Origin of the sequence: Priestia megaterium, assembly GCF_009497655.1 — a bacterium.
In the GTDB taxonomy this organism is placed as follows: Bacteria; Bacillota; Bacilli; order Bacillales; family Bacillaceae_H; genus Priestia; species Priestia zanthoxyli.
Window position 1 is genome coordinate 3,930,378 of record NZ_CP023317.1, and the last position, 18,790, is coordinate 3,949,167.

At 39.6% G+C, this 18,790-nt stretch carries 18 protein-coding genes; all 18 read right to left on the minus strand.

Annotation, left to right across the window (positions count from 1 at the left end):
* Positions 1 to 104: 104 nt before the first annotated feature.
* The 18 genes from CEQ83_RS20095 to flhA all read right to left on the minus strand — a co-directional run bounded on the left by CEQ83_RS20095 (position 105) and on the right by flhA (position 18,789).
* Positions 105 to 1,802, minus strand: coding sequence for a proline--tRNA ligase (locus tag CEQ83_RS20095; RefSeq protein ID WP_028411404.1), 1,698 nt, complete (start codon positions 1,800 to 1,802; stop codon positions 105 to 107).
* A 104-nt stretch (positions 1,803 to 1,906) separates the two neighbouring features.
* On the minus strand, positions 1,907 to 3,166 hold the full coding sequence (gene rseP, locus CEQ83_RS20100) for an RIP metalloprotease RseP (protein WP_028411405.1): 1,260 nt from the start codon (positions 3,164 to 3,166) through the stop codon (positions 1,907 to 1,909).
* Positions 3,167 to 3,244: 78 nt separating this feature from the next.
* Complete coding sequence (dxr, locus tag CEQ83_RS20105) at positions 3,245 to 4,393, minus strand: 1-deoxy-D-xylulose-5-phosphate reductoisomerase (RefSeq protein ID WP_155017481.1); 1,149 nt, start codon at positions 4,391 to 4,393, stop codon at positions 3,245 to 3,247.
* 35 nt (positions 4,394 to 4,428) lie between these two features.
* A complete protein-coding gene (locus CEQ83_RS20110) occupies positions 4,429 to 5,220 on the minus strand; it encodes a phosphatidate cytidylyltransferase (protein ID WP_033579794.1) in 792 nt (263 codons plus the stop codon).
* 18 nt (positions 5,221 to 5,238) lie between these two features.
* Positions 5,239 to 6,021: an undecaprenyl pyrophosphate synthase gene (locus CEQ83_RS20115; protein WP_028411408.1), complete on the minus strand. Its 783-nt coding sequence runs from the start codon at positions 6,019 to 6,021 to the stop codon at positions 5,239 to 5,241.
* Positions 6,022 to 6,155: 134 nt separating this feature from the next.
* On the minus strand, positions 6,156 to 6,713 hold the full coding sequence (frr, locus tag CEQ83_RS20120; protein WP_013058847.1) for a ribosome recycling factor: 558 nt from the start codon (positions 6,711 to 6,713) through the stop codon (positions 6,156 to 6,158).
* A 2-nt stretch (positions 6,714 to 6,715) separates the two neighbouring features.
* The gene (pyrH, locus tag CEQ83_RS20125; protein WP_028411409.1) at positions 6,716 to 7,438 is read right to left on the minus strand and encodes a UMP kinase; all 723 of its coding nucleotides are present in this window, start codon (positions 7,436 to 7,438) and stop codon (positions 6,716 to 6,718) included.
* Positions 7,439 to 7,514: 76 nt separating this feature from the next.
* Positions 7,515 to 8,396, minus strand: coding sequence for a translation elongation factor Ts (gene tsf / locus CEQ83_RS20130; RefSeq protein ID WP_013058849.1), 882 nt, complete (start codon positions 8,394 to 8,396; stop codon positions 7,515 to 7,517).
* 107 nt (positions 8,397 to 8,503) lie between these two features.
* The gene (rpsB, locus tag CEQ83_RS20135) at positions 8,504 to 9,223 is read right to left on the minus strand and encodes a 30S ribosomal protein S2 (protein ID WP_013058850.1); all 720 of its coding nucleotides are present in this window, start codon (positions 9,221 to 9,223) and stop codon (positions 8,504 to 8,506) included.
* A gap of 158 nt (positions 9,224 to 9,381) precedes the next feature.
* Positions 9,382 to 9,909 (minus strand): hypothetical protein, encoded by a 528-nt coding sequence (locus CEQ83_RS20140; RefSeq protein WP_033579793.1) that lies wholly within the window; start codon positions 9,907 to 9,909, stop codon positions 9,382 to 9,384.
* Positions 9,910 to 9,924: 15 nt separating this feature from the next.
* On the minus strand, positions 9,925 to 10,686 hold the full coding sequence (locus CEQ83_RS20145) for a FliA/WhiG family RNA polymerase sigma factor (RefSeq protein ID WP_025750299.1): 762 nt from the start codon (positions 10,684 to 10,686) through the stop codon (positions 9,925 to 9,927).
* A gap of 56 nt (positions 10,687 to 10,742) precedes the next feature.
* Positions 10,743 to 11,237: a chemotaxis protein CheD gene (locus CEQ83_RS20150; protein ID WP_028411411.1), complete on the minus strand. Its 495-nt coding sequence runs from the start codon at positions 11,235 to 11,237 to the stop codon at positions 10,743 to 10,745.
* Positions 11,238 to 11,287: 50 nt separating this feature from the next.
* The gene (locus tag CEQ83_RS20155; protein WP_014458457.1) at positions 11,288 to 11,716 is read right to left on the minus strand and encodes a chemotaxis protein CheW; all 429 of its coding nucleotides are present in this window, start codon (positions 11,714 to 11,716) and stop codon (positions 11,288 to 11,290) included.
* A 30-nt stretch (positions 11,717 to 11,746) separates the two neighbouring features.
* On the minus strand, positions 11,747 to 13,726 hold the full coding sequence (locus CEQ83_RS20160; RefSeq protein ID WP_155017482.1) for a chemotaxis protein CheA: 1,980 nt from the start codon (positions 13,724 to 13,726) through the stop codon (positions 11,747 to 11,749).
* A gap of 14 nt (positions 13,727 to 13,740) precedes the next feature.
* On the minus strand, positions 13,741 to 14,784 hold the full coding sequence (locus tag CEQ83_RS20165) for a protein-glutamate methylesterase/protein-glutamine glutaminase (protein WP_047749907.1): 1,044 nt from the start codon (positions 14,782 to 14,784) through the stop codon (positions 13,741 to 13,743).
* A 9-nt stretch (positions 14,785 to 14,793) separates the two neighbouring features.
* Positions 14,794 to 15,663, minus strand: coding sequence for a MinD/ParA family protein (locus tag CEQ83_RS20170; protein ID WP_028411415.1), 870 nt, complete (start codon positions 15,661 to 15,663; stop codon positions 14,794 to 14,796).
* Entirely contained in the window at positions 15,656 to 16,753 is a 1,098-nt protein-coding gene (flhF, locus tag CEQ83_RS20175) for a flagellar biosynthesis GTPase FlhF (RefSeq protein WP_098999589.1), read from the minus strand. The genes CEQ83_RS20170 and flhF overlap by 8 nt, the downstream gene beginning before the upstream one ends.
* Positions 16,753 to 18,789 carry a flagellar biosynthesis protein FlhA gene (gene flhA / locus CEQ83_RS20180; RefSeq protein WP_028411417.1) on the minus strand — a complete coding sequence of 679 codons (2,037 nt, stop codon included), beginning with the start codon at positions 18,787 to 18,789 and terminating at the stop codon, positions 16,753 to 16,755. The genes flhF and flhA overlap by 1 nt, the downstream gene beginning before the upstream one ends.
* Position 18,790: the final 1 nt, after the last annotated feature.

Below are 18,790 nucleotides of genomic sequence, written 5' to 3' on the forward strand. Positions count from 1 at the left end.
TTTATAAATGAGTGCAATCTATTTTAACATAAATGACTTCTATTCTGTCATATGTTCTGTTTATAAACATAAAAACAGCAGGGATACAAATCCCCGCTGCTTCATTACTTCGCTAGCAGTTCTTTCACTGTTGAAACAAGATTGTCAACTGACACTTCTAGTGACTCCCCAGTTTTCCGTACTTTTACTTCTACAATTCCTTCAGATGCACGTTTACCAACTGTTACTCGAACAGGAAGACCAATTAAATCTGAATCTGCAAATTTTACTCCTGCACGCTCTTGGCGGTCATCTAACAGCACTTCAAAGCGATTATCTAATAACTCATTATATAATTTCTCACCTAGTTCACGCTGTTCATCATTTTTCACGTTAACTGGAATAACGTGCACTTGATAAGGCGTAACAGCCTCTGGCCATAGAAGACCGTTTTCATCATTGAATTGTTCTGCAATCGCAGCTACTGTACGAGAAACACCGATACCATAGCAACCCATAATCATTGGCTGGCTGCGTCCGTTCTCATCTAGATACGTTGCTCCCATCGCTTCACTGTAGCGAGTTCCTAGCTTAAAGACATGTCCGACTTCGATACCTTTAGCGAACTTAATAACACCTTGTCCATCCGGTGACTGATCTCCTTCTTGGATGAAGCGGAAATCTTCGTAAGTTGCATTAAAGTTACGTTCATTCACATTTGTATAGTGATAACCTTCTTCATTTGCTCCGCATACACCGTTAACGATTGCTTTTACCGCATGATCAGCTACCACTTCTACTGAATCACTTACACCAATCGGTCCTACTGAACCAACTGCGCATTTTAATGCTTCTTTTGTTTCTTCTGGAGTTGCCAGTTCAACGACGGAAGCTTCAAAATAGTTTTTCACTTTAATATCGTTTACTTCGTGATCCCCCCGAACAAGTACAAGCACAAAACGATCATCTACTTTAAATAAAAGGGACTTGATACAAGAAGTCGCTTCAACATTTAAGAAAGCAGCTACGTCTTCAATGCTATGCTGATTTGGTGTTTCCACTTTTGTTAATTCTTTTTCAGCTTCATCTGATTTTTCATACGTATTTACAACCGGTGCCATTTCAACATTTGCTGCATAAGAAGATGTATCTGAATAAGCAATTGTATCTTCCCCGATTTCAGAAAGAACCATAAATTCATGCGTATCTTTTCCGCCCATTGCACCTGAATCAGCGATAACCGCACGGAAATTTAATCCGCAGCGCTCAAAGATGCGGCTGTAGGCAGCAAACATTTTATCATAGACTTCATCTAAACTTTCTTGAGAAGCATGAAACGAATATGCATCTTTCATAATAAATTCACGACCGCGTAATAAGCCAAAGCGTGGACGTTTTTCATCGCGGAACTTCGTTTGAATTTGATATAAATTTAGCGGTAAACGTTTGTATGACTTCACTTCATCACGAAGCAAGCTTGTGATAACTTCTTCGTGTGTTGCTCCCAAAGCAAATTCACGGCCGTGACGATCTTTCATACGCATTAACTCAGGCCCATATGAATACCAGCGGCCAGACTCTTGCCACAATTCAGCTTGTTGTAAAGCAGGCATCAATAATTCGACAGAACCTGCACGGTCCATCTCTTCACGAACAATTTGTTCAACTTTTTGCAATACACGCTTACCAAGCGGTAAAAAGCTGTACACGCCGCTTGCATTTTGGCGCATATAACCTGCGCGCAATAGAAGCTGATGGCTTTTTATATCCGCATCAGCTGGCACTTCTCTTAATGTAGGAATCAATGTAGAACTTTGTCTCATAACCTCGCACCTCTTTGCTTACTTCTCTATCTTATTTTTTAAGGCGGACCATGCCGCAATTTTCATATAATCAGCGAGGGAATATCCCTCGCTGAGCGTATGTCTTATAAAAAGAACTTTTGAATATCATTCCACGTTACAACGAGCATCAGCAGCATTAATAAAGCAAAACCGATAAAATGAACAATCCCTTCTTTTTGACGATCAATTGGCTTACCGCGAATTCCTTCTACAGCGAAGAATAATAGTCGTCCTCCATCTAAAGCAGGAAGTGGAAGCAAATTGACAATCCCTAAGTTAATACTTAAAACGGCTGCCCATTTCATTAGGTAATAAATGCCTGACTGTGCTACTTGATCGGTTGCTGCGTAAATACCTACAGGACCAGAAAGCATATCCAGTTTGAACTGTCCTGTCACAAGCTTCCCAAGGCCCGTTAAGATTTCTTTCATCCACGTATATGTTTCAGTAGCTCCGTGCGTGATCGAACCAATGAATGACTTTTCAACCGGTGCATATACGCCAATTAATCCAATTGTCTGTTCCCCAACCTTGCGGCTTTCAGGTGTAATTGGAATATCTAGGGTTTTGCCGCCGCGCTGAACCGTGAATGTAATTTGCTGTTCAGGATGTTTTTGAATTACTTTTACGACATCATCCCACGTTGAAACACTTTGTCCATCAATTGCTTGAACTTTATCTCCTTGTTTAAGTCCCGCATCAACGGCTACTCCATCTGATGTTAATTTGCCCATCACAGGTTTGTCAACAACATATCCTTGAGAAATCCCAAGAACGATAAAAATAACAAAGGCTAATATAAAGTTCATTAGCGGACCAGCGAAAATGGCTAGCGCACGCTGACCAAGAGTTTTGGAAGCAAACTGACGGCTGTAAGGTGCAATTTGAATGTCTTCTCCGTCCATAACAAAGTAAGATTCTTCTGCTACCTCGAATTTTTGCAGATGTTCATCTTCACCTTCTTCATAACCTGAAATAAATAGATTATGCTCTAAGTCTGCTTGCTCTACCTCAATAACTTTTGCATTTGGATGCTGTTCCTTGTTATTAATAATGACTTTATTTACTTTGCCTTCCTTATCAAACATGAGGCCCACCATTTGACCAGGCTTAACTTCAATCATTTCCGGGTCTTCTCCAGCCATTCGAACAAATCCACCTAGAGGCAGTAAGCGAATGGTATAAACTGTTTCATCTCGTTTAAATGAAAAGATTTTGGGACCAAACCCAATGGCAAACTCACGGCATAAGATGCCTGCACGCTTTGCAAAAACTAAATGACCAAGCTCATGAAAGAATACAAGAGCTCCAAAAATGACGACAAACGCAATGACTGTGTTCAATGGGTATTACCCCCTTCATGTAATAGAGTCAAACCTCCACCCACCAGAAATAAGTGAGTGGCTTCTCTCGCACGCACATTATCGAGAGATGGCGGATCTAACAAACTCTCTTGCTTCTAAATCTACTTCTTTAATAGTAGATAAACAAGGTTTCTGTATTACAGTATGTTCATTCATTGCTTTTTCAATCACATCTTCAATTTGTAAAAATGTAATGTGACCATCTAGAAAGGCTTGAACAGCTTCTTCATTAGCTGCATTTAAAACAGTCGGAAGTGTTCCACCCGCTTTGCCAGCCTCAAATGCAAAAGCTAAACAGCGAAAACGCTCTTCATCCATTTTAGCGAAGTGAAGCTGACCAATATCAGCCAAACTTAAATGCTTGGTGTCAGGCAAAGACATGCGTCTTGGATACGTTAACGCGTATTGAATTGGCACGCGCATATCGGGCGTTCCAAGCTGAGCAATAACGCTTGTATCAGAATACTCTACCATAGAATGAATGATGCTTTCCTTATGTAACAATACATCAATTTTCTCATAGGGAAGATCAAAAAGCCAATGTGCTTCAATCACTTCTAGTCCCTTATTCATCATCGTTGCCGAATCAATTGTAATTTTAGCTCCCATTGACCAGTTTGGATGATTTAACGCATCTTCAACCGTTACTCCCTGTAGTTCTGCTCTCGTCTTATCTCGAAAGCTCCCTCCAGAAGCCGTTAAAATTAAACGGTCTATTGCTTTTTGATCTTGCCCTTGCAAACTTTGAAAAATAGCTGAATGCTCACTGTCTACCGGTAAAATATCAGCGCCATATTCCTTGGCTGCTTCCATGACAAGGTGACCAGCGGTAACAAGTGTCTCCTTATTTGCAATAGCAATTGTTTTTCTCATTTTGATTGCTTCTAGCGTAGGAGTCAACCCTACACTTCCAAGAACAGCGTTTACCAATACTTCTGTAGAAGGATGAGTTGCTACTTCCACAAGTCCTTCTTCTCCATAAACAAATCGAATAGAAGGGAATTCTGCTTGCAGTGACAGACAATCTTCTTTCTTCATTACAGAAACAAGGGCTGGCTTACACTGCTGAATAATCTTTCTTGCTTCGTTAATATTTCGACCTACAGAGATTGCTGAGAGCTCAAAATGCTCAGGATGCGCTCGAACAATATCAACGGTTTGAGTACCGATTGAACCTGTAGCTCCTAACAAGGAAATTTTCTTCAAGTATATTCACTCCTATTAAAACAAAGACATCTTTTTTATAGAGATAATAAAAAAGCTAAAATTGGCATGATGAACATTAAACTGTCAAAACGGTCTAAAATCCCACCATGACCCGGTAAAATTTTTCCTGAATCTTTTACGCCATAGTGACGTTTGAACGCTGATTGTACAAGATCACCCATCTGTCCAAATAACGATACGATAATACCAATTACAAGTAGCTCGATCATAGTTTGATCAATATTTGCTAACAGCTTAAATACAATGGCTACTATAATAGCGCATACGACGCCACCAACAAAACCTTCAATTGTTTTATTGGGACTGATTTCCGGCCATAGCTTTCGTTTCCCCATTGCTCGTCCAATAAAATAAGCTCCGGAATCCGTCGCCCAAATAATAAGGAAAGCAAAGAACAAATAAGCTAACCCGAACTCTTGACGAACCTCGATAAAATAATGAAAGCCAAAGCCAACATATACTGTTGTTAATAAAATAAACCCAACGTCATCGAAGGTAAATTTATTTTTAACTACAACCGTGTACATTAATAAAAGAAGGACAGCAGCAAGCGCTACTTCTATCTTATGTTCACTTAAGAATTGAAATGCAACATCTCTTCCGTTTGGTAGTAAAAACACCCAAGTTAGTAATAAACTAATGATACTTGGAAAAGACATTGCTTTCAAATGTTTCATTTTTAAAAGCTCAATTACACCAACTGTTCCGATCACATACATGATAAGGGTAAAAGGTAACCCTCCAATTAAAACAATCGGCACAAATACCGCAAGTGCTACAATCGCGGTGATAATGCGCTGTTTCATCTTGTTTTCCACACCTTCTTATACACCACCAAAGCGGCGACCGCGCTTTTGAAACGCCTCGACTGCTTCGATTAAATGATTTTCTTTAAAATCTGGCCATAATACTTTTGTAAACCAAAACTCTGTGTACGCTAGCTGCCAAAGCATAAAGTTACTTAAGCGAAGCTCGCCACTTGTGCGAATAAGCAAATCCGGATCTGGAAGGCTTTTGCTCATTAAATAGGAAGAAAATAAATTTTCTGAAATAGAAGAGGAAGCCACTTTTCCCTGTTCTACATCTTCTGCCAATGACCGAATAGCGCCCACAATTTCGTGACGGCTACCGTAATTAAGCGCGAAGTTTAAAATCATCCCCGTGTTATGCTTTGTTTTTTCAATTGCCTTATCCACGGCTCGAATCGTATGGGCAGGGAGCTCACTTTTATCTCCCATAATACGAACTTGCACATTTTTTTCAATTAGCTCAGGCAAAAAGGTTGTTAAAAATTCCTCTGGCAGTTTCATTAAAAACTCAACTTCAGTTTTGGGGCGCTTCCAATTTTCAGTGGAAAATGCATATAAAGTTAATACTTTAACACCTAATTCATTGGCCAGTCTGGTCACATGACGTACTACTTTCATTCCTTCATGATGGCCCATCATGCGAGGAAGAGCTCGTTTTTGCGCCCAACGACCGTTCCCATCCATAATAATTGCAATATGTTCAGGAACAGGGTGCTGTTTCACTTGATCTTTTCGTTCTGACAAAGACAGTGTATTTAAATCTTGACTTTTCTTCCATGCTTGAAATTTTCTTAACATGCAAAGGTCCCCCGTTGTACGCTCTCACATAAACGTGTAGCTTATGTGAGTTTTTTCTTACTACACATTATTAACAAAAAAACCCCCTGTAAACAATAGAGGGTCTTTTACAATATATTTTACCTTGAAATGACTTAAACTGCCATAATTTCTTCTTCTTTATCTTTTGCCACTTTATCCACTTTTACGATATGGTCATCTGTTAGTTTTTGAATGTCATCACTGTAGCCGCGTAGATCGTCTTCAGTAATTTCACCTTTTTTCTCTAACTTTTTGAAATCATCGTTTGCATCACGGCGTACGTTACGAACCGCAACTTTTGCTTCTTCAGCATATTTTTTAACCATTTTCACTAACTCACGACGACGCTCTTCCGTTAAAGCAGGAATCGATAAACGGATAATAGTTCCATCGCTTGTAGGTGTTAATCCTAAATCAGATTTTAAAATAGCTTTTTCAACTTCACCAATTTGTGATTTGTCATAAGGCTGAATAACAAGCATACGAGCTTCCGGTACGCTTACTTGCGCCAATTGGTTAATCGGTGTTGGTGCACCGTAGTATTCTACCGTTACGCGGTCAAGAAGTGACGCGCTTGCACGTCCAGCGCGAATTGATGCTAGTTCGCGGCTAAATGATTGAATTGCTTTTTCCATTCTTTCTTTTGCGTTTTGCAACACTTGTTTTGGCATGTTTATTTCCCCTTTACAATTGTTCCAATGTTTTCGCCTGTAACGGCACGTTTAATATTGCCTTCTTCCGTAATTGAGAAAACAATTAGCGGAATATCGTTGTCCATACATAATGAAGAAGCTGTAGAATCCATAACAGCTAGTCCATCTTTTAAAACATCAATATATGTTAATGTTTCATATTTTACAGCATCAGGTACAAGCTTAGGATCTGCATTATAAACGCCATCTACGTTGTTTTTAGCCATTAAGATAACGTCAGCTTCGATTTCAGCTGCACGCAAAGCTGCTGTTGTATCTGTAGAGAAATAAGGGTTTCCTGTACCCGCAGCGAAAATAACAACGCGTTTTTTCTCAAGATGTCGAACAGCTTTTCTTCTAATATAAGGCTCTGCTACTTGTCTCATCTCGATAGAAGTCTGAACTCGTGTTTGCACACCAATGTTCTCTAAGCTATCTTGAAGAGCCAGCGAGTTCATTACTGTTGCTAGCATTCCCATATAATCAGCAGCTGCACGATCCATACCCATTTCACTACCAATTTTACCACGCCAAATGTTTCCACCACCAACGACTACAGCAATTTCCACACCTAATTCATAAACGGCTTTTACTTGTTCAGCAACAGATTTGATGATGGATGGGTTAATACCAAAACCATCTTCACCAGCTAATGCTTCTCCACTTAACTTTAATACGATACGATTATATTTTGCTTGACTCATGCTTACCTCCATCGTTAACGGTGAGATCTCTTTTGTAAAAAAGGGAACACACAGTGTTCCCTATACGGTCAAACCCTTACTTTTTAACTTGGTTCATTACTTCTTCAGCGAAGTTGTCTTGACGTTTCTCAATACCTTCTCCTACTTCAAAACGAACGAAGCTTTCAACAGTAGCGCCTTTGCTCTCAACGAACTGACGTACTTTTTGATCAGGATTTTTAACAAATGTTTGATCTAGTAAGCAAATATCTTCGAAGAATTTGCCAAGGCGACCTTCAACCATTTTTGCAACGATTTTTTCTGGTTTGCCTTCGTTTAATGCTTGTTGAGTCAATACTTCGCGCTCACGCTCAGTTTCTTCAGCAGAAACTTGGTCACGAGAGATGTATTTAGGGTTGATTGCAGCGATGTGCATAGCAACGTCTTTTGCAACAGCTTCTTCAGTTGTACCAGATAATACTGTTAACACACCGATACGTCCGCCAGCATGTAGGTAAGCACCGAATGCATCAGCATCAGTTTTTGTTGCTACAGCGAAACGACGTAGAGATAATTTTTCTCCGATTGTAGCGATTGCAGAGTTGATGTGTTCTTCAACAGTTGCACCGTTTTCCATTTTTTGAGTAGCAGCTTCAGCAGCGTCAGCTGGTTTGTTAGCTAAGATGTGAGCAGCTAATTCTTTTGTTAATTTTTGGAAACCTTCGTTTTTCGCAACGAAATCAGTTTCAGAGTTAACTTCTAAGATAACAGCTTCGTTACCTTGAGTTTCGATGTAAGTTAGACCTTCAGCAGCAATACGGTCTGATTTTTTAGCAGCTTTTGCAATACCTTTTTCACGTAAGAAATCGATTGCTTGCTCCATATCACCGTTAGTTTCAGTTAACGCTTTTTTACAATCCATCATACCAGCGCCTGTTTTTTCACGTAGTTCTTTTACCATTTGAGCAGTAATTGCCATAATGTGTAGCCTCCTTGTTTGGGTATGTAATTAATGTATATAAATGGGTTAAATCTTTTCAAAAAAAGGTGATAAAAGGCTATTCCCTCTTATCACCTTTCACGGAATTAAGCAGTAGTTGTTTCAGTTTCAACTGCTGTTTCTTCACCTTGTTTAGCTTCTAGAATAGCATCAGCAACTTTAGAAGTTAAAAGTTTAACAGCACGAATTGCATCATCGTTTGCAGGGATTACATAATCAATTTCGTCTGGATCACAGTTAGTGTCTACGATACCAACGATTGGAATGTGTAATTTTTTAGCTTCCGCTACTGCAATACGCTCTTTACGAGGGTCAATGATGAATAATGCATCTGGAAGTTGTTTCATATCTTTAATGCCGCCTAAGAATTTTTCAAGACGCTCTAACTCTTTTTTAAGTTGAACTACTTCTTTCTTAGGTAGTACTTCGAAAGTACCGTCTTCTTGCATTTTTTCGATATCTTTTAAACGTTTGATACGTTTTTGGATAGTTGAGAAGTTAGTTAATGTACCACCTAACCAACGTTGGTTAACAAAGTACATACCAGCGCGAGCTGCTTCTTCTTTAACAGAATCTTGAGCTTGTTTTTTCGTACCTACGAATAAAACAGTACCGCCGTCTGCAGCTAATTCTTTAACGAATTTGTACGCTTCTTCTACTTTCTTAACTGTTTTTTGAAGATCGATAATGTAGATGCCGTTACGCTCAGTGAAGATATATTTCTTCATTTTTGGGTTCCAACGGCGAGTTTGGTGACCGAAATGTACACCAGCTTCTAGTAATTGTTTCATTGAAATTACTGACATGTGTTTTTCCTCCTAATGGTTTTAAGTCTCCTCCGCTTATATCATCTTCAGCCGAAACTACAAAAAGTAGCACCATCAACCGAATCAACAAGCGTGTGTAATAACACCAAAAACTAATATAGCATACTCCTTTTTCACAAGCAAGCGTTTCATTAAGTTTATTGATGAAATTTCAATAATAATTCAATTTCAGTTTTCCCTCTGTGTAAATGTTTTGCAATTTCTTCAATTGTTAAACCTTTTCCCTTTAAATAAACGGAAAATTCTTTTATCTCTTCACCTGACAAATCTTGAATTTGGTCTGTAGTTAATTCATCAAAAGATGTGCTTATATGTTTCTGATTTTCTTCTATAGAGAGAAGTTCATGCAGCGACTGGGAAGGCTCACTTTTTAGATCCACCCTTTGAACAGGCACGTCTTCTTCATCTACCAAAGGTGATTTGGCGCTGCTTTCTTCCATTTCGGAAGAAAGCGAAGTTGAACGCTCACGAAGCTGCCGTAAAAACTGCTCGTTTTGTTCCTGAAATTCAGCGAGATATGAACTCATTGCAGCTTCCATTTTATTTATATTTTGCTGGTGCAAGCGTTCAATCCTTTTCACTTTGGTCACTTGCATATATAAAAGAATAATGCAAAACAGTGATAGACCATGAATTAAAAAACTAACTGTGAGTAAAAACCCCATCACTTTACCTCTTTGTTAAATTATTTTGCTTAAACTCGTACGCATTTTAAACAGCGCTTTCGAATGAATTTGAGAAATGCGTGAAGTGGATAGCCCTAACAGCTGCGCGATCTCTGTGAAAGTCAACTCCTCTTTATAAAATAATGAAACAACAAGCTGCTCTTTTTCATTTAGCTGCTCGATAACTTCAGCGAGCTCTTGATATCGTTCGTCGTTAATTAGCTCCTCTTCAGGAGAGAGCGTTTTTTCATCTTTAATCGTGTATTTTTGCTCTCCATCTTCATACTCTTTTGGCTGTTCTTCCATTGACAAAACGTTAGCTAAGAAGCCTTCATTCATTGTATGAACAACATCTGCTTCTGTCATGCCTACTTCTTTTGCAACCTCACTTGGTGCAACTCTGCGCAAGTATCTTTGTTCAAGTGCTTCTGTTGCTTGCTCAATTCTTTTCGTCTTTTCCCTTGCGCTTCTTGATAACCAATCTTCTTTACGAAGCCCGTCTATTATCGCCCCTCGAATTCGAAAAGACGCATATGTATCAAACTTTAAGTCTCTACCGTAATCAAACTTTTCCAAAGCATCGTAAAGGCCGATTAATCCTAAACTACGAAGCTCTTCTTTATGAATATTTTTCGGCAGCCCTACACTAATCCGCTGAACGTGATAGTTAACAAGCGGCATATACTTTTTAACAAGCATGTTTCCCGCATGGGAGTCTCTCGTCTCTATCCATTCCTGCCAAATTTTATGTTCTTCAACTTCTTGTATACTTTTCAAGGGTCTTTCAACTCCTTTTTATAGCGCTATTAAACGGTCAACGGTCAGAGCGCGCTTTATATCGTTTTTATCCCTTCATTAATCGTACGAACCTTTAAAATAGCCGTTTGAGGATCAAATTCAATTGTGCGTCCGTTGTGTCCTCCTGTAGCTTTTGCTGCAATTTCTACACTGTTTCTATGCAGTTCTCTCTCCACTGCTTGAACATTTCGAAGGCCAATTCGCATCACATCATTTCTTGGTTCAAATTGAAACATCTGTGCGCCCCCTGCTATTTTTGCTTTTAATAATCTTCTATGTGCACCTTGTTTAATCAACATATTTATCAAATCAAAAATGGCTGTATCTGCATATTTAGCTCTATTAAAAGGACATTTAGCCCCGCTTGAATCGGGAAGCATTACATGAGCGAGCCCAGCTACTGAGTGAACAGAGTCGTAAACGACAACTCCTACACATGACCCTAATCCCGCTGTTCGAAGCACTGCGGGTGCATGTGTAACATTCATCTCGGCAATTCCTACCTTAATCACTTGTTTATCATCTCTCACGATTCTTCAACTCCTACAAACTTCAGCGTGATATCCATTATTCGCTTGGCTCACTGGAGGTGGTCTTCTAAAGAGAGCACTTTAGGTAAATTTAGAAGAACAATTAAACGGCTATCTACTTTAACAACTCCGTTCAAGTATTCTACAGCTGTTCCTTCAACTGTTTCAGGCACTGAAGCAATCGTTTTTTCATCAATGTCTACTACATCATTTGCCGCATCCACAATCAAACCTGCTTCTACATCATTAAGACGAACCATAATAATACGTGTCAGCTCATGGTTAAGCTGTTCTTGTAAGTTAAAACGAGTGCGCAAATCAATAATCGGTGTAATAACACCGCGAAGATTAATAACACCTTTTACATATTCTTTTACTCCAGGAACGCGTGTTATGTGCTGAATCTTTTCAATCGATTGCACTTCTTCTACTGAAATTCCGTACTCCTCGTCCCCCAATTGAAACACAATAATTTTCATGCCTTTCTCCCTTTCTTTTTACAGCATTTGTTATTTGATCAAAGCGTTGCAATCAATGATAAGTGCTACTTGTCCATCGCCTAAAATCGTGGCTCCTGAAATAGCAAATACACCCGGCAGATAATGACCTAAAGATTTTAAAACGATTTCCTGCTGACCGATAAAAGAATCAACAATTAGCCCGGCGGTCTTTTCTCCTTTTTTCACAATAACGACGGAATAATGATCTCTTTGTACCGAGTTAGGCACAGTAAATAGTTCTTTTAAATCAATAAGAGGAATAATGGCTCCTCGAAAGTCAATAACCTTTTGACCATGTACATGCATGACCTCTTTCGGCTGAACAATAGCTGTTTCAATAATCGAAGAAAGCGGCAAGGCATAGCGCTCTTCACTCATTTGCACGAGTAAAGCAGAAATGATAGACAGAGTGAGCGGCAGTTGAATAGAAAAACGCGAACCGTATCCTTCGTTAGAATCGATCGTTACAGAACCCCCTAGCGATTCAATCGTGTTTTTCACGACATCTAGACCTACTCCTCGTCCGGAAACATCTGAAATTTGTTCAGCCGTCGAAAAGCCCGAAGCGAAAATGAGCTCGTACACTTGTTTATCCGTCAGCGTTTCAGCAGTTTTCCCATCGATAATTCCTCGATCTAACGCTTTTTGCAGTACCTTTTCACGATTGATGCCCGCCCCGTCATCTTCTAAATCAATAAAGACATGATTTCCGCTATGATAAGCTTTAAGGCGAATCGTTCCCTTTTCATTCTTTCCGTTCTTTAAGCGTGCTTGAGGCATTTCAATTCCGTGGTCAACGGCATTTCTTAATAAGTGAACAAGCGGATCTCCAATTTCATCAATGACGGTCCGGTCCAACTCTGTATCAGCTCCGACAATTTGAAGTTCAATTTGTTTCCCTAAATCTTTTGAAAGCTGTCTCACCATACGGGGAAACCGATTAAAAACGGTTTCTACAGGCACCATACGCATATTTAAAATAATCGTTTGCAAATCTCCAGAAATACGGGACATCCGCTCTACCGTTTCGTCTAATTCGCTATTATTCAATTCTTTTGATATTTGTTCTAACCTGCCTCTATCAATAACTAGTTCTTCAAACAAGTTCATGAGACTGTCCAAACGGTCAATATTGACTCGAATCGTCTTGTTATTTGAGAGCTGTCTTTTCTCTTCAACAGGCGATTTAGAAGGTGCTGACACAGTAACTTCCTGTATAGCTGCTGCTTCTTCTTGTGAAACAAGCTCCTGCATTTTTGTCTCCTTTTTTATGGGGACCGCAGCAATTTTCACGCTTTCTACTTCAGAGACCTCCATAATGCTCGCCTTCAGCTTTTCTTGCGATTCGCTTGTTACTAATATAACGATAAAAGATGATTCAAATTTTTCTTGTTCGATATCTTGAACAGTTGGCGCTGACTTAATGACGTCTCCCGCTTGCTCTAACACATCAAATACCATATATGCACGCGCAGCTTTTAACAGACAGGTGCGTTCGAGCTGTACGGTTATTTCAAACGCATTAAATCCTTGCCCTGCTGTTTGACTGAGCAGCGTTTGTACGAACTCATCATACTCAATAGAAGAAGCCGCATGCTCTGCTGCGGGTTCCTCTGCTACAATACGCTGCAGCTTTTGAACAAGCAATTTGACATCAAGCTGACCATCGCCGCCTTCAGAAATAGATTGAACCATTATTTCTAGCGCATCGACTGATTCAAACAAAGCATCAAGAACTTCCGTGTGAGCGTCGATTTGATGATTTCGAACGGCATCTAGCACGTTTTCCATTTTGTGAGTTAATTGTGCTAAATCATCAAATCCCATTGTTGCAGACATACCTTTTAACGTATGAGCAGACCGAAAAATTTCATTTACATAACCAAGATCATCGGTATTTTTTTCAAAACGCATTAGCTGGTCGTTAACGTTTTGAAGATGTTCCTTGCTTTCTTCAATAAACACTTCTAGATATTGATTCATATCCATCGTAACTTTCCCTCCTATTTCTGTGCGTAGCGAGAAATAAAGCTTCCAACGTTTCGCAGCGGTTCAATATAATCAACAAGCTTTGTAGAAACAGCTGATTTGGGCATCCCATAAATGACAGCTGTTTCTTTAGATTCAGCCAATATAAGCGCGTCTTTATTTTTCTTTAAATCAATAATGCCTTCCGTTCCATCCGCCCCCATTCCCGTCAACACAATAGCAAGTTTTTGATAACCTGAAATTTTACTAATCGACTGAAACAAACGATCCACTGAGGGGCGATGTCCCTTTACAGGTGAAGAAGTGTCTAAACAAATGCTGAGCTGTCCTTCTTTCTCTACAACCGTCATATGAAAACCTCCAGGCGCAATGTACGCACATCCTGAGCGCACGATTTCATTGTCTTGTGCTTCTTTCACTTCAATATCAGCTAGCTGATCTAGTCTAACCGCTAATGATTTTGTGAAATTTGGAGGCATATGCTGCACAATAAAAATAGGTGCGTGTATGTCTTTTGAAACAGTTGATAATACTTCTTGCAGCGCACGCGGTCCTCCAGTAGAAGTGCCAATACAAATCATTTTGTTCACTTTCGTCCCCATCGGGAGGTTATATACACTTCTGTTTTGCACGTGCTGATGACTGCTTGAAGATATGTTGGCTTTACTAGCAAGCAATAGTTTAGAGATAAGCTCATCTTTCACTTTATGTAAGTCCAGCGAAATAGCTCCCGAAGGTTTAGCAACAAAATCAACTGCGCCGTACTGCATAGCGGTCAGCGTATTTTCAGCACCTTCTATTGTTGTACTCGATAACATGACAACAGGAAGGGGCTTCACACGCATAAGCTGCTTTAACATATCTAAGCCATTCATTTTAGGCATTTCGATATCAAGTGTCACAATGTCTGGCGACAGCTCGAGCGCTTTTTTCAACCCTTCTTCACCGTTACGTGCGGTACCCACAACGTGAAAACGCCTGTCACATGCTAAAAAATCGCCGATTAGCTTTCGCATAAATGCAGAATCATCTACAATAAGCACCTTTATTTCATTCACTCTCATTTCCTACCTTTCAAGAAAAAATCGTTTGAGGCGCCGAATAAACATTCCCTCGTTTTTAGCCGTTATCCTATTGTCTTGAGGAATAAGAATATTCACCATTTCTATTAGTGATACACTTGCTTTAGATGTTGGGTTTTGAAGCAAAAAAGGCATTTGGCGATTGACCGCTTTCTGGACAGCTTGATCGTTTGGCACAATACCTAATAGAGAAATAGATATGTTCAAAAACTGCTGAACAGCTCGGTTAAATCGTTCATACGTCTCATTTCCTTCTTTGTCAGAAAGCGTTTTGTTAATAATAAGACGAACCGGTGCTGATACAGAATAGGAAGCTGCTAGCTTAATAGCAGCGTAAGCATCTGTGATAGATGTAGGTTCGGGTGTTGTGACCACGATCATTTCATCTACAGCTTTTAAAAACTTAAGCACACTCTCTGACATGCCCGCTCCCATATCAAAAATCATGTAATCGTATTGATTTGTCAAAGAACTCAATTCTTGTATTAAATGAGCAAGGTCCGATGGAGACCATTCAAATACAGAGGAAATTCCCGTTCCACCAGCCACATAAGCTAAATCTTCAGGACCTTTTTTAATAATTTGCTGGATGGAAAGCTTTTTTTCTAGCAAATCAACCATCGTATAGGAAGCAGTTTGTCCAATCAAAATATCAATATTTCCCATCCCTATATCCATGTCAAAAAGAAGAACTCTTTGCTTTTGCTTCGTTAGCGCAAGAGATAAGTTTAATGATAGATTCGACTTTCCAACTCCTCCTTTTCCGCTTAACACGGCTATCGTTTTACAATTCCTTAAAGAGTTTTGATGTTTCTTTAACACTTTTTCTCTTAAAACTGCTGCTTGATCATTCATCTTTCCAATCTCCAAACACATCGTCGATAAACTCTTCTATTTTAAATGACGAAACATCTTCTGGTACATCCTGCCCGTTTGTTGTAAAAGCAGCTCGTTGGCCGTAACGATACAACATATTTAAAAGCGAGCCTTTGTGAGTTGTTTCATCTCGCTTCGTAAAAATCAGTTGATCAACAGGGAGACTAGCAAAACGTTCATATATAGCTTTCATATCTGATGCTTTTGACGTTAGTGCTAGAACAAGAAACGTTTGCAAATCTTCTTGAAACGTAATAATTTTCTTTAAATCATTTACATATTGCGGTTCTAAAAAGTTACGGCCTGCTGTGTCAATAAAAATCACATCGTATGCTTTTGTTTCCAGCAAAGCTTTTTTAAAATCTTCTCCGTTATAGCAAATCGTTAAAGGCGCATTTAAGATCGAAGCGTACGTCTTGAGCTGCTCAATCGCTGAAATTCTATAGGTGTCCGTTGTGATAAATGCTATTTTTTGATTTTGTTCTAGGACACACTTTGCAGCCAATTTAGCAAGAGTGGTTGTTTTACCGACACCTGTTGGCCCTACTACACTTACATATTTTTTGAAAGGACCGCTCCATTCACTTGCTTTAAACTGATTGGTAAACCAGTTTTTCGTCCACTTCATGAGTTGGTTTGAGTTAGGGCGATGTAAGTAGTAGTACTCTAGCATAGGAGCCTCCCAGTTTTCTAAAATAGCTTCGTCTATTTCTTGCAAACGCAAATAAGCAAGCACATCTTCCACTACTTTTGGATATGAACCTGAAGAAACCTTTGGCATTTGACTCATTTGTGAGACAAGAGTATTTAACTCACTGAGCTGCTGCTTCATAAAAGATTGATTATCTTCCATACTGGGTTCTGGCGGCGCTGAGTTCTTCTTTACGCTCAGCTTTTCTACGGGATCGACAGCTGCCAATACTTCTATTTTCGCCTTAGTAAATAAGCCAAGAAAACCTCCTGTTCGAATTTGTTTCGAATGTAAAATAACCGCTTCCTCACCTAAATCTGAACGAATGGCTTTCATAGCTTGCGGCATAGATTCTACTACATATTTTTTTACTTTCATCAGATATCCACCACTCCAACACTTTGAACTTCAACATTTGCTTCTAACTCGTTATATGATAAAACCGCCATATGAGGAAAATACCGCTCAGTGATTTGACGCACGTACATCCTCACTGCAGGAGAACATAACACAATTGGAGACTGTTCTTGAAAAGAAAGTGTTTCTATTTGCTTAGCTATACTTTCCACAATAGCTTGTGAAACGTTAGGGTCTAGTGATAAATAGTTCCCATGCTCCGTTTGTTGAACAGCTTCCGCCATCGTTTTTTCAACTTTTCCTGAAAGGGTAAGAACTCGAAGCAGACCTTCTTGGACCGTATATTGACTGGTAATTTGCCTTGCAAGTCCTTGCCTGACATATTCAGTTAACAAATCGGTGTCTGACGTCATTTTTCCGTAGTCGGCCAGCACCTCAAAAATAATGGGTAAATTTCGAATTGAGACGCTCTCTTTTAAAAGTTTTGCCAGTACCCTTTGAATGTCTCCAACGGAAAGCGGATTAGGCGTTACTTCCTCAATTAAAATAGGATACGTTTCTTTTGTGTGATCAATTAGTTGCTTTGTCTCCTGCCTTCCAATCAGCTCATGCGCATACGATTTTATAACTTCTGTTATGTGCGTAGACACAACCGACGGTGGGTCCACAACGGTATACCCAAACATCTCAGCCTGCTCCTTCACCGACTCGCTAATCCATTTCGCAGGCATTTTAAAAGCTGGTTCTAACGTATCAATTCCTTCAATCAACTCATCATCCATTCCGGGACTGATTGCTAAGTAGTGATCGAGCAGCAGCTCCCCTTTCGCCACTTCATTGCCCTTTATTTTAAGACAGTATTCGTTGGGCTGAAGCTGAATGTTATCTCTGATACGAACAACTGGAATGACTAATCCTAGCTCAAGTGCCAGCTGGCGCCTAATCATAACAATTCGATCGAGTAAATCGCCTCCTTGATTCGTATCAGCAAGCGGAATTAATGCATACCCAAATTCAAATTCAATCGGATCAACGCTTAATAGATTGACAACACTCTCTGGACTTTTCATTTCATTGTCTTCTAGCTCTTCTTCAGTAGGGGCCATTTCTTCACGAACCGCCTGATTTTTAGCCTGAGACAAATAATAGCCTCCCACACCTAATAAAATAGCAATAGGCATTGTAATGACATCATTAATTGGCGTGATTAAACCAAGAGCGGCAATTGTTCCTCCAGTTACATAAAGCATAATGGGAAAAGCAAACAGCTGCCGTGTAATATCTTCGCTCAAATTGCCTGTTGAAGCAGCTCTCGTGACAATAATTCCCGTCGCTGTTGAAATCATGAGGGCTGGAATTTGACTCACTAATCCATCGCCTACTGTTAACAAAGTAAACGTTTGGGATGCTTCAGTGATGGACATTCCCATTTGCAGCATGCCGATAATAATTCCAAACAAGATGTTAATAAGGGTAATGACAATCCCTGCAATGGCATCACCTTTGACGAATTTACTAGCTCCATCCATTGCTCCGTAAAAATCTGCTTCGCGCTGAATTTTTTCACGGCGGTCAATTGCTTGTTTTTCTGAAATCATACCTGCATTTAAATCTGCATCAATGCTCATTTGTTTCCCTGGCATCGCATCCAAGGTAAAACGTGCGGCTACTTCAGAAACACGCTCCGCTCCTTTTGTAATAACGAGAAACTGAATGATAATTAAAATAATAAAGACAACAAACCCCACTAACGGATTTCCACCAATCACGAAGTGGCCAAATGTTTCCACTACTCCGCCTGCTTCTCCTGTTCCTAAAATTGAACGGGTTGTCGATACGTTCAAACCTAATCGAAACAGCGTAAGAACCAGCAGCAAAGACGGAAACACCGATAGCTCTAAAGGTTCTTTCATATTCATGGAAACGAGCAGTACAAGCAGCGCAAGAGAAATGTTAATCATGATTAAAATACTTAATAACCATGAAGGCAACGGAATAACAAGCATAACGATAATGAGTACAACACCTATAACAACTGGCAGTTCTCTTGCAGACATT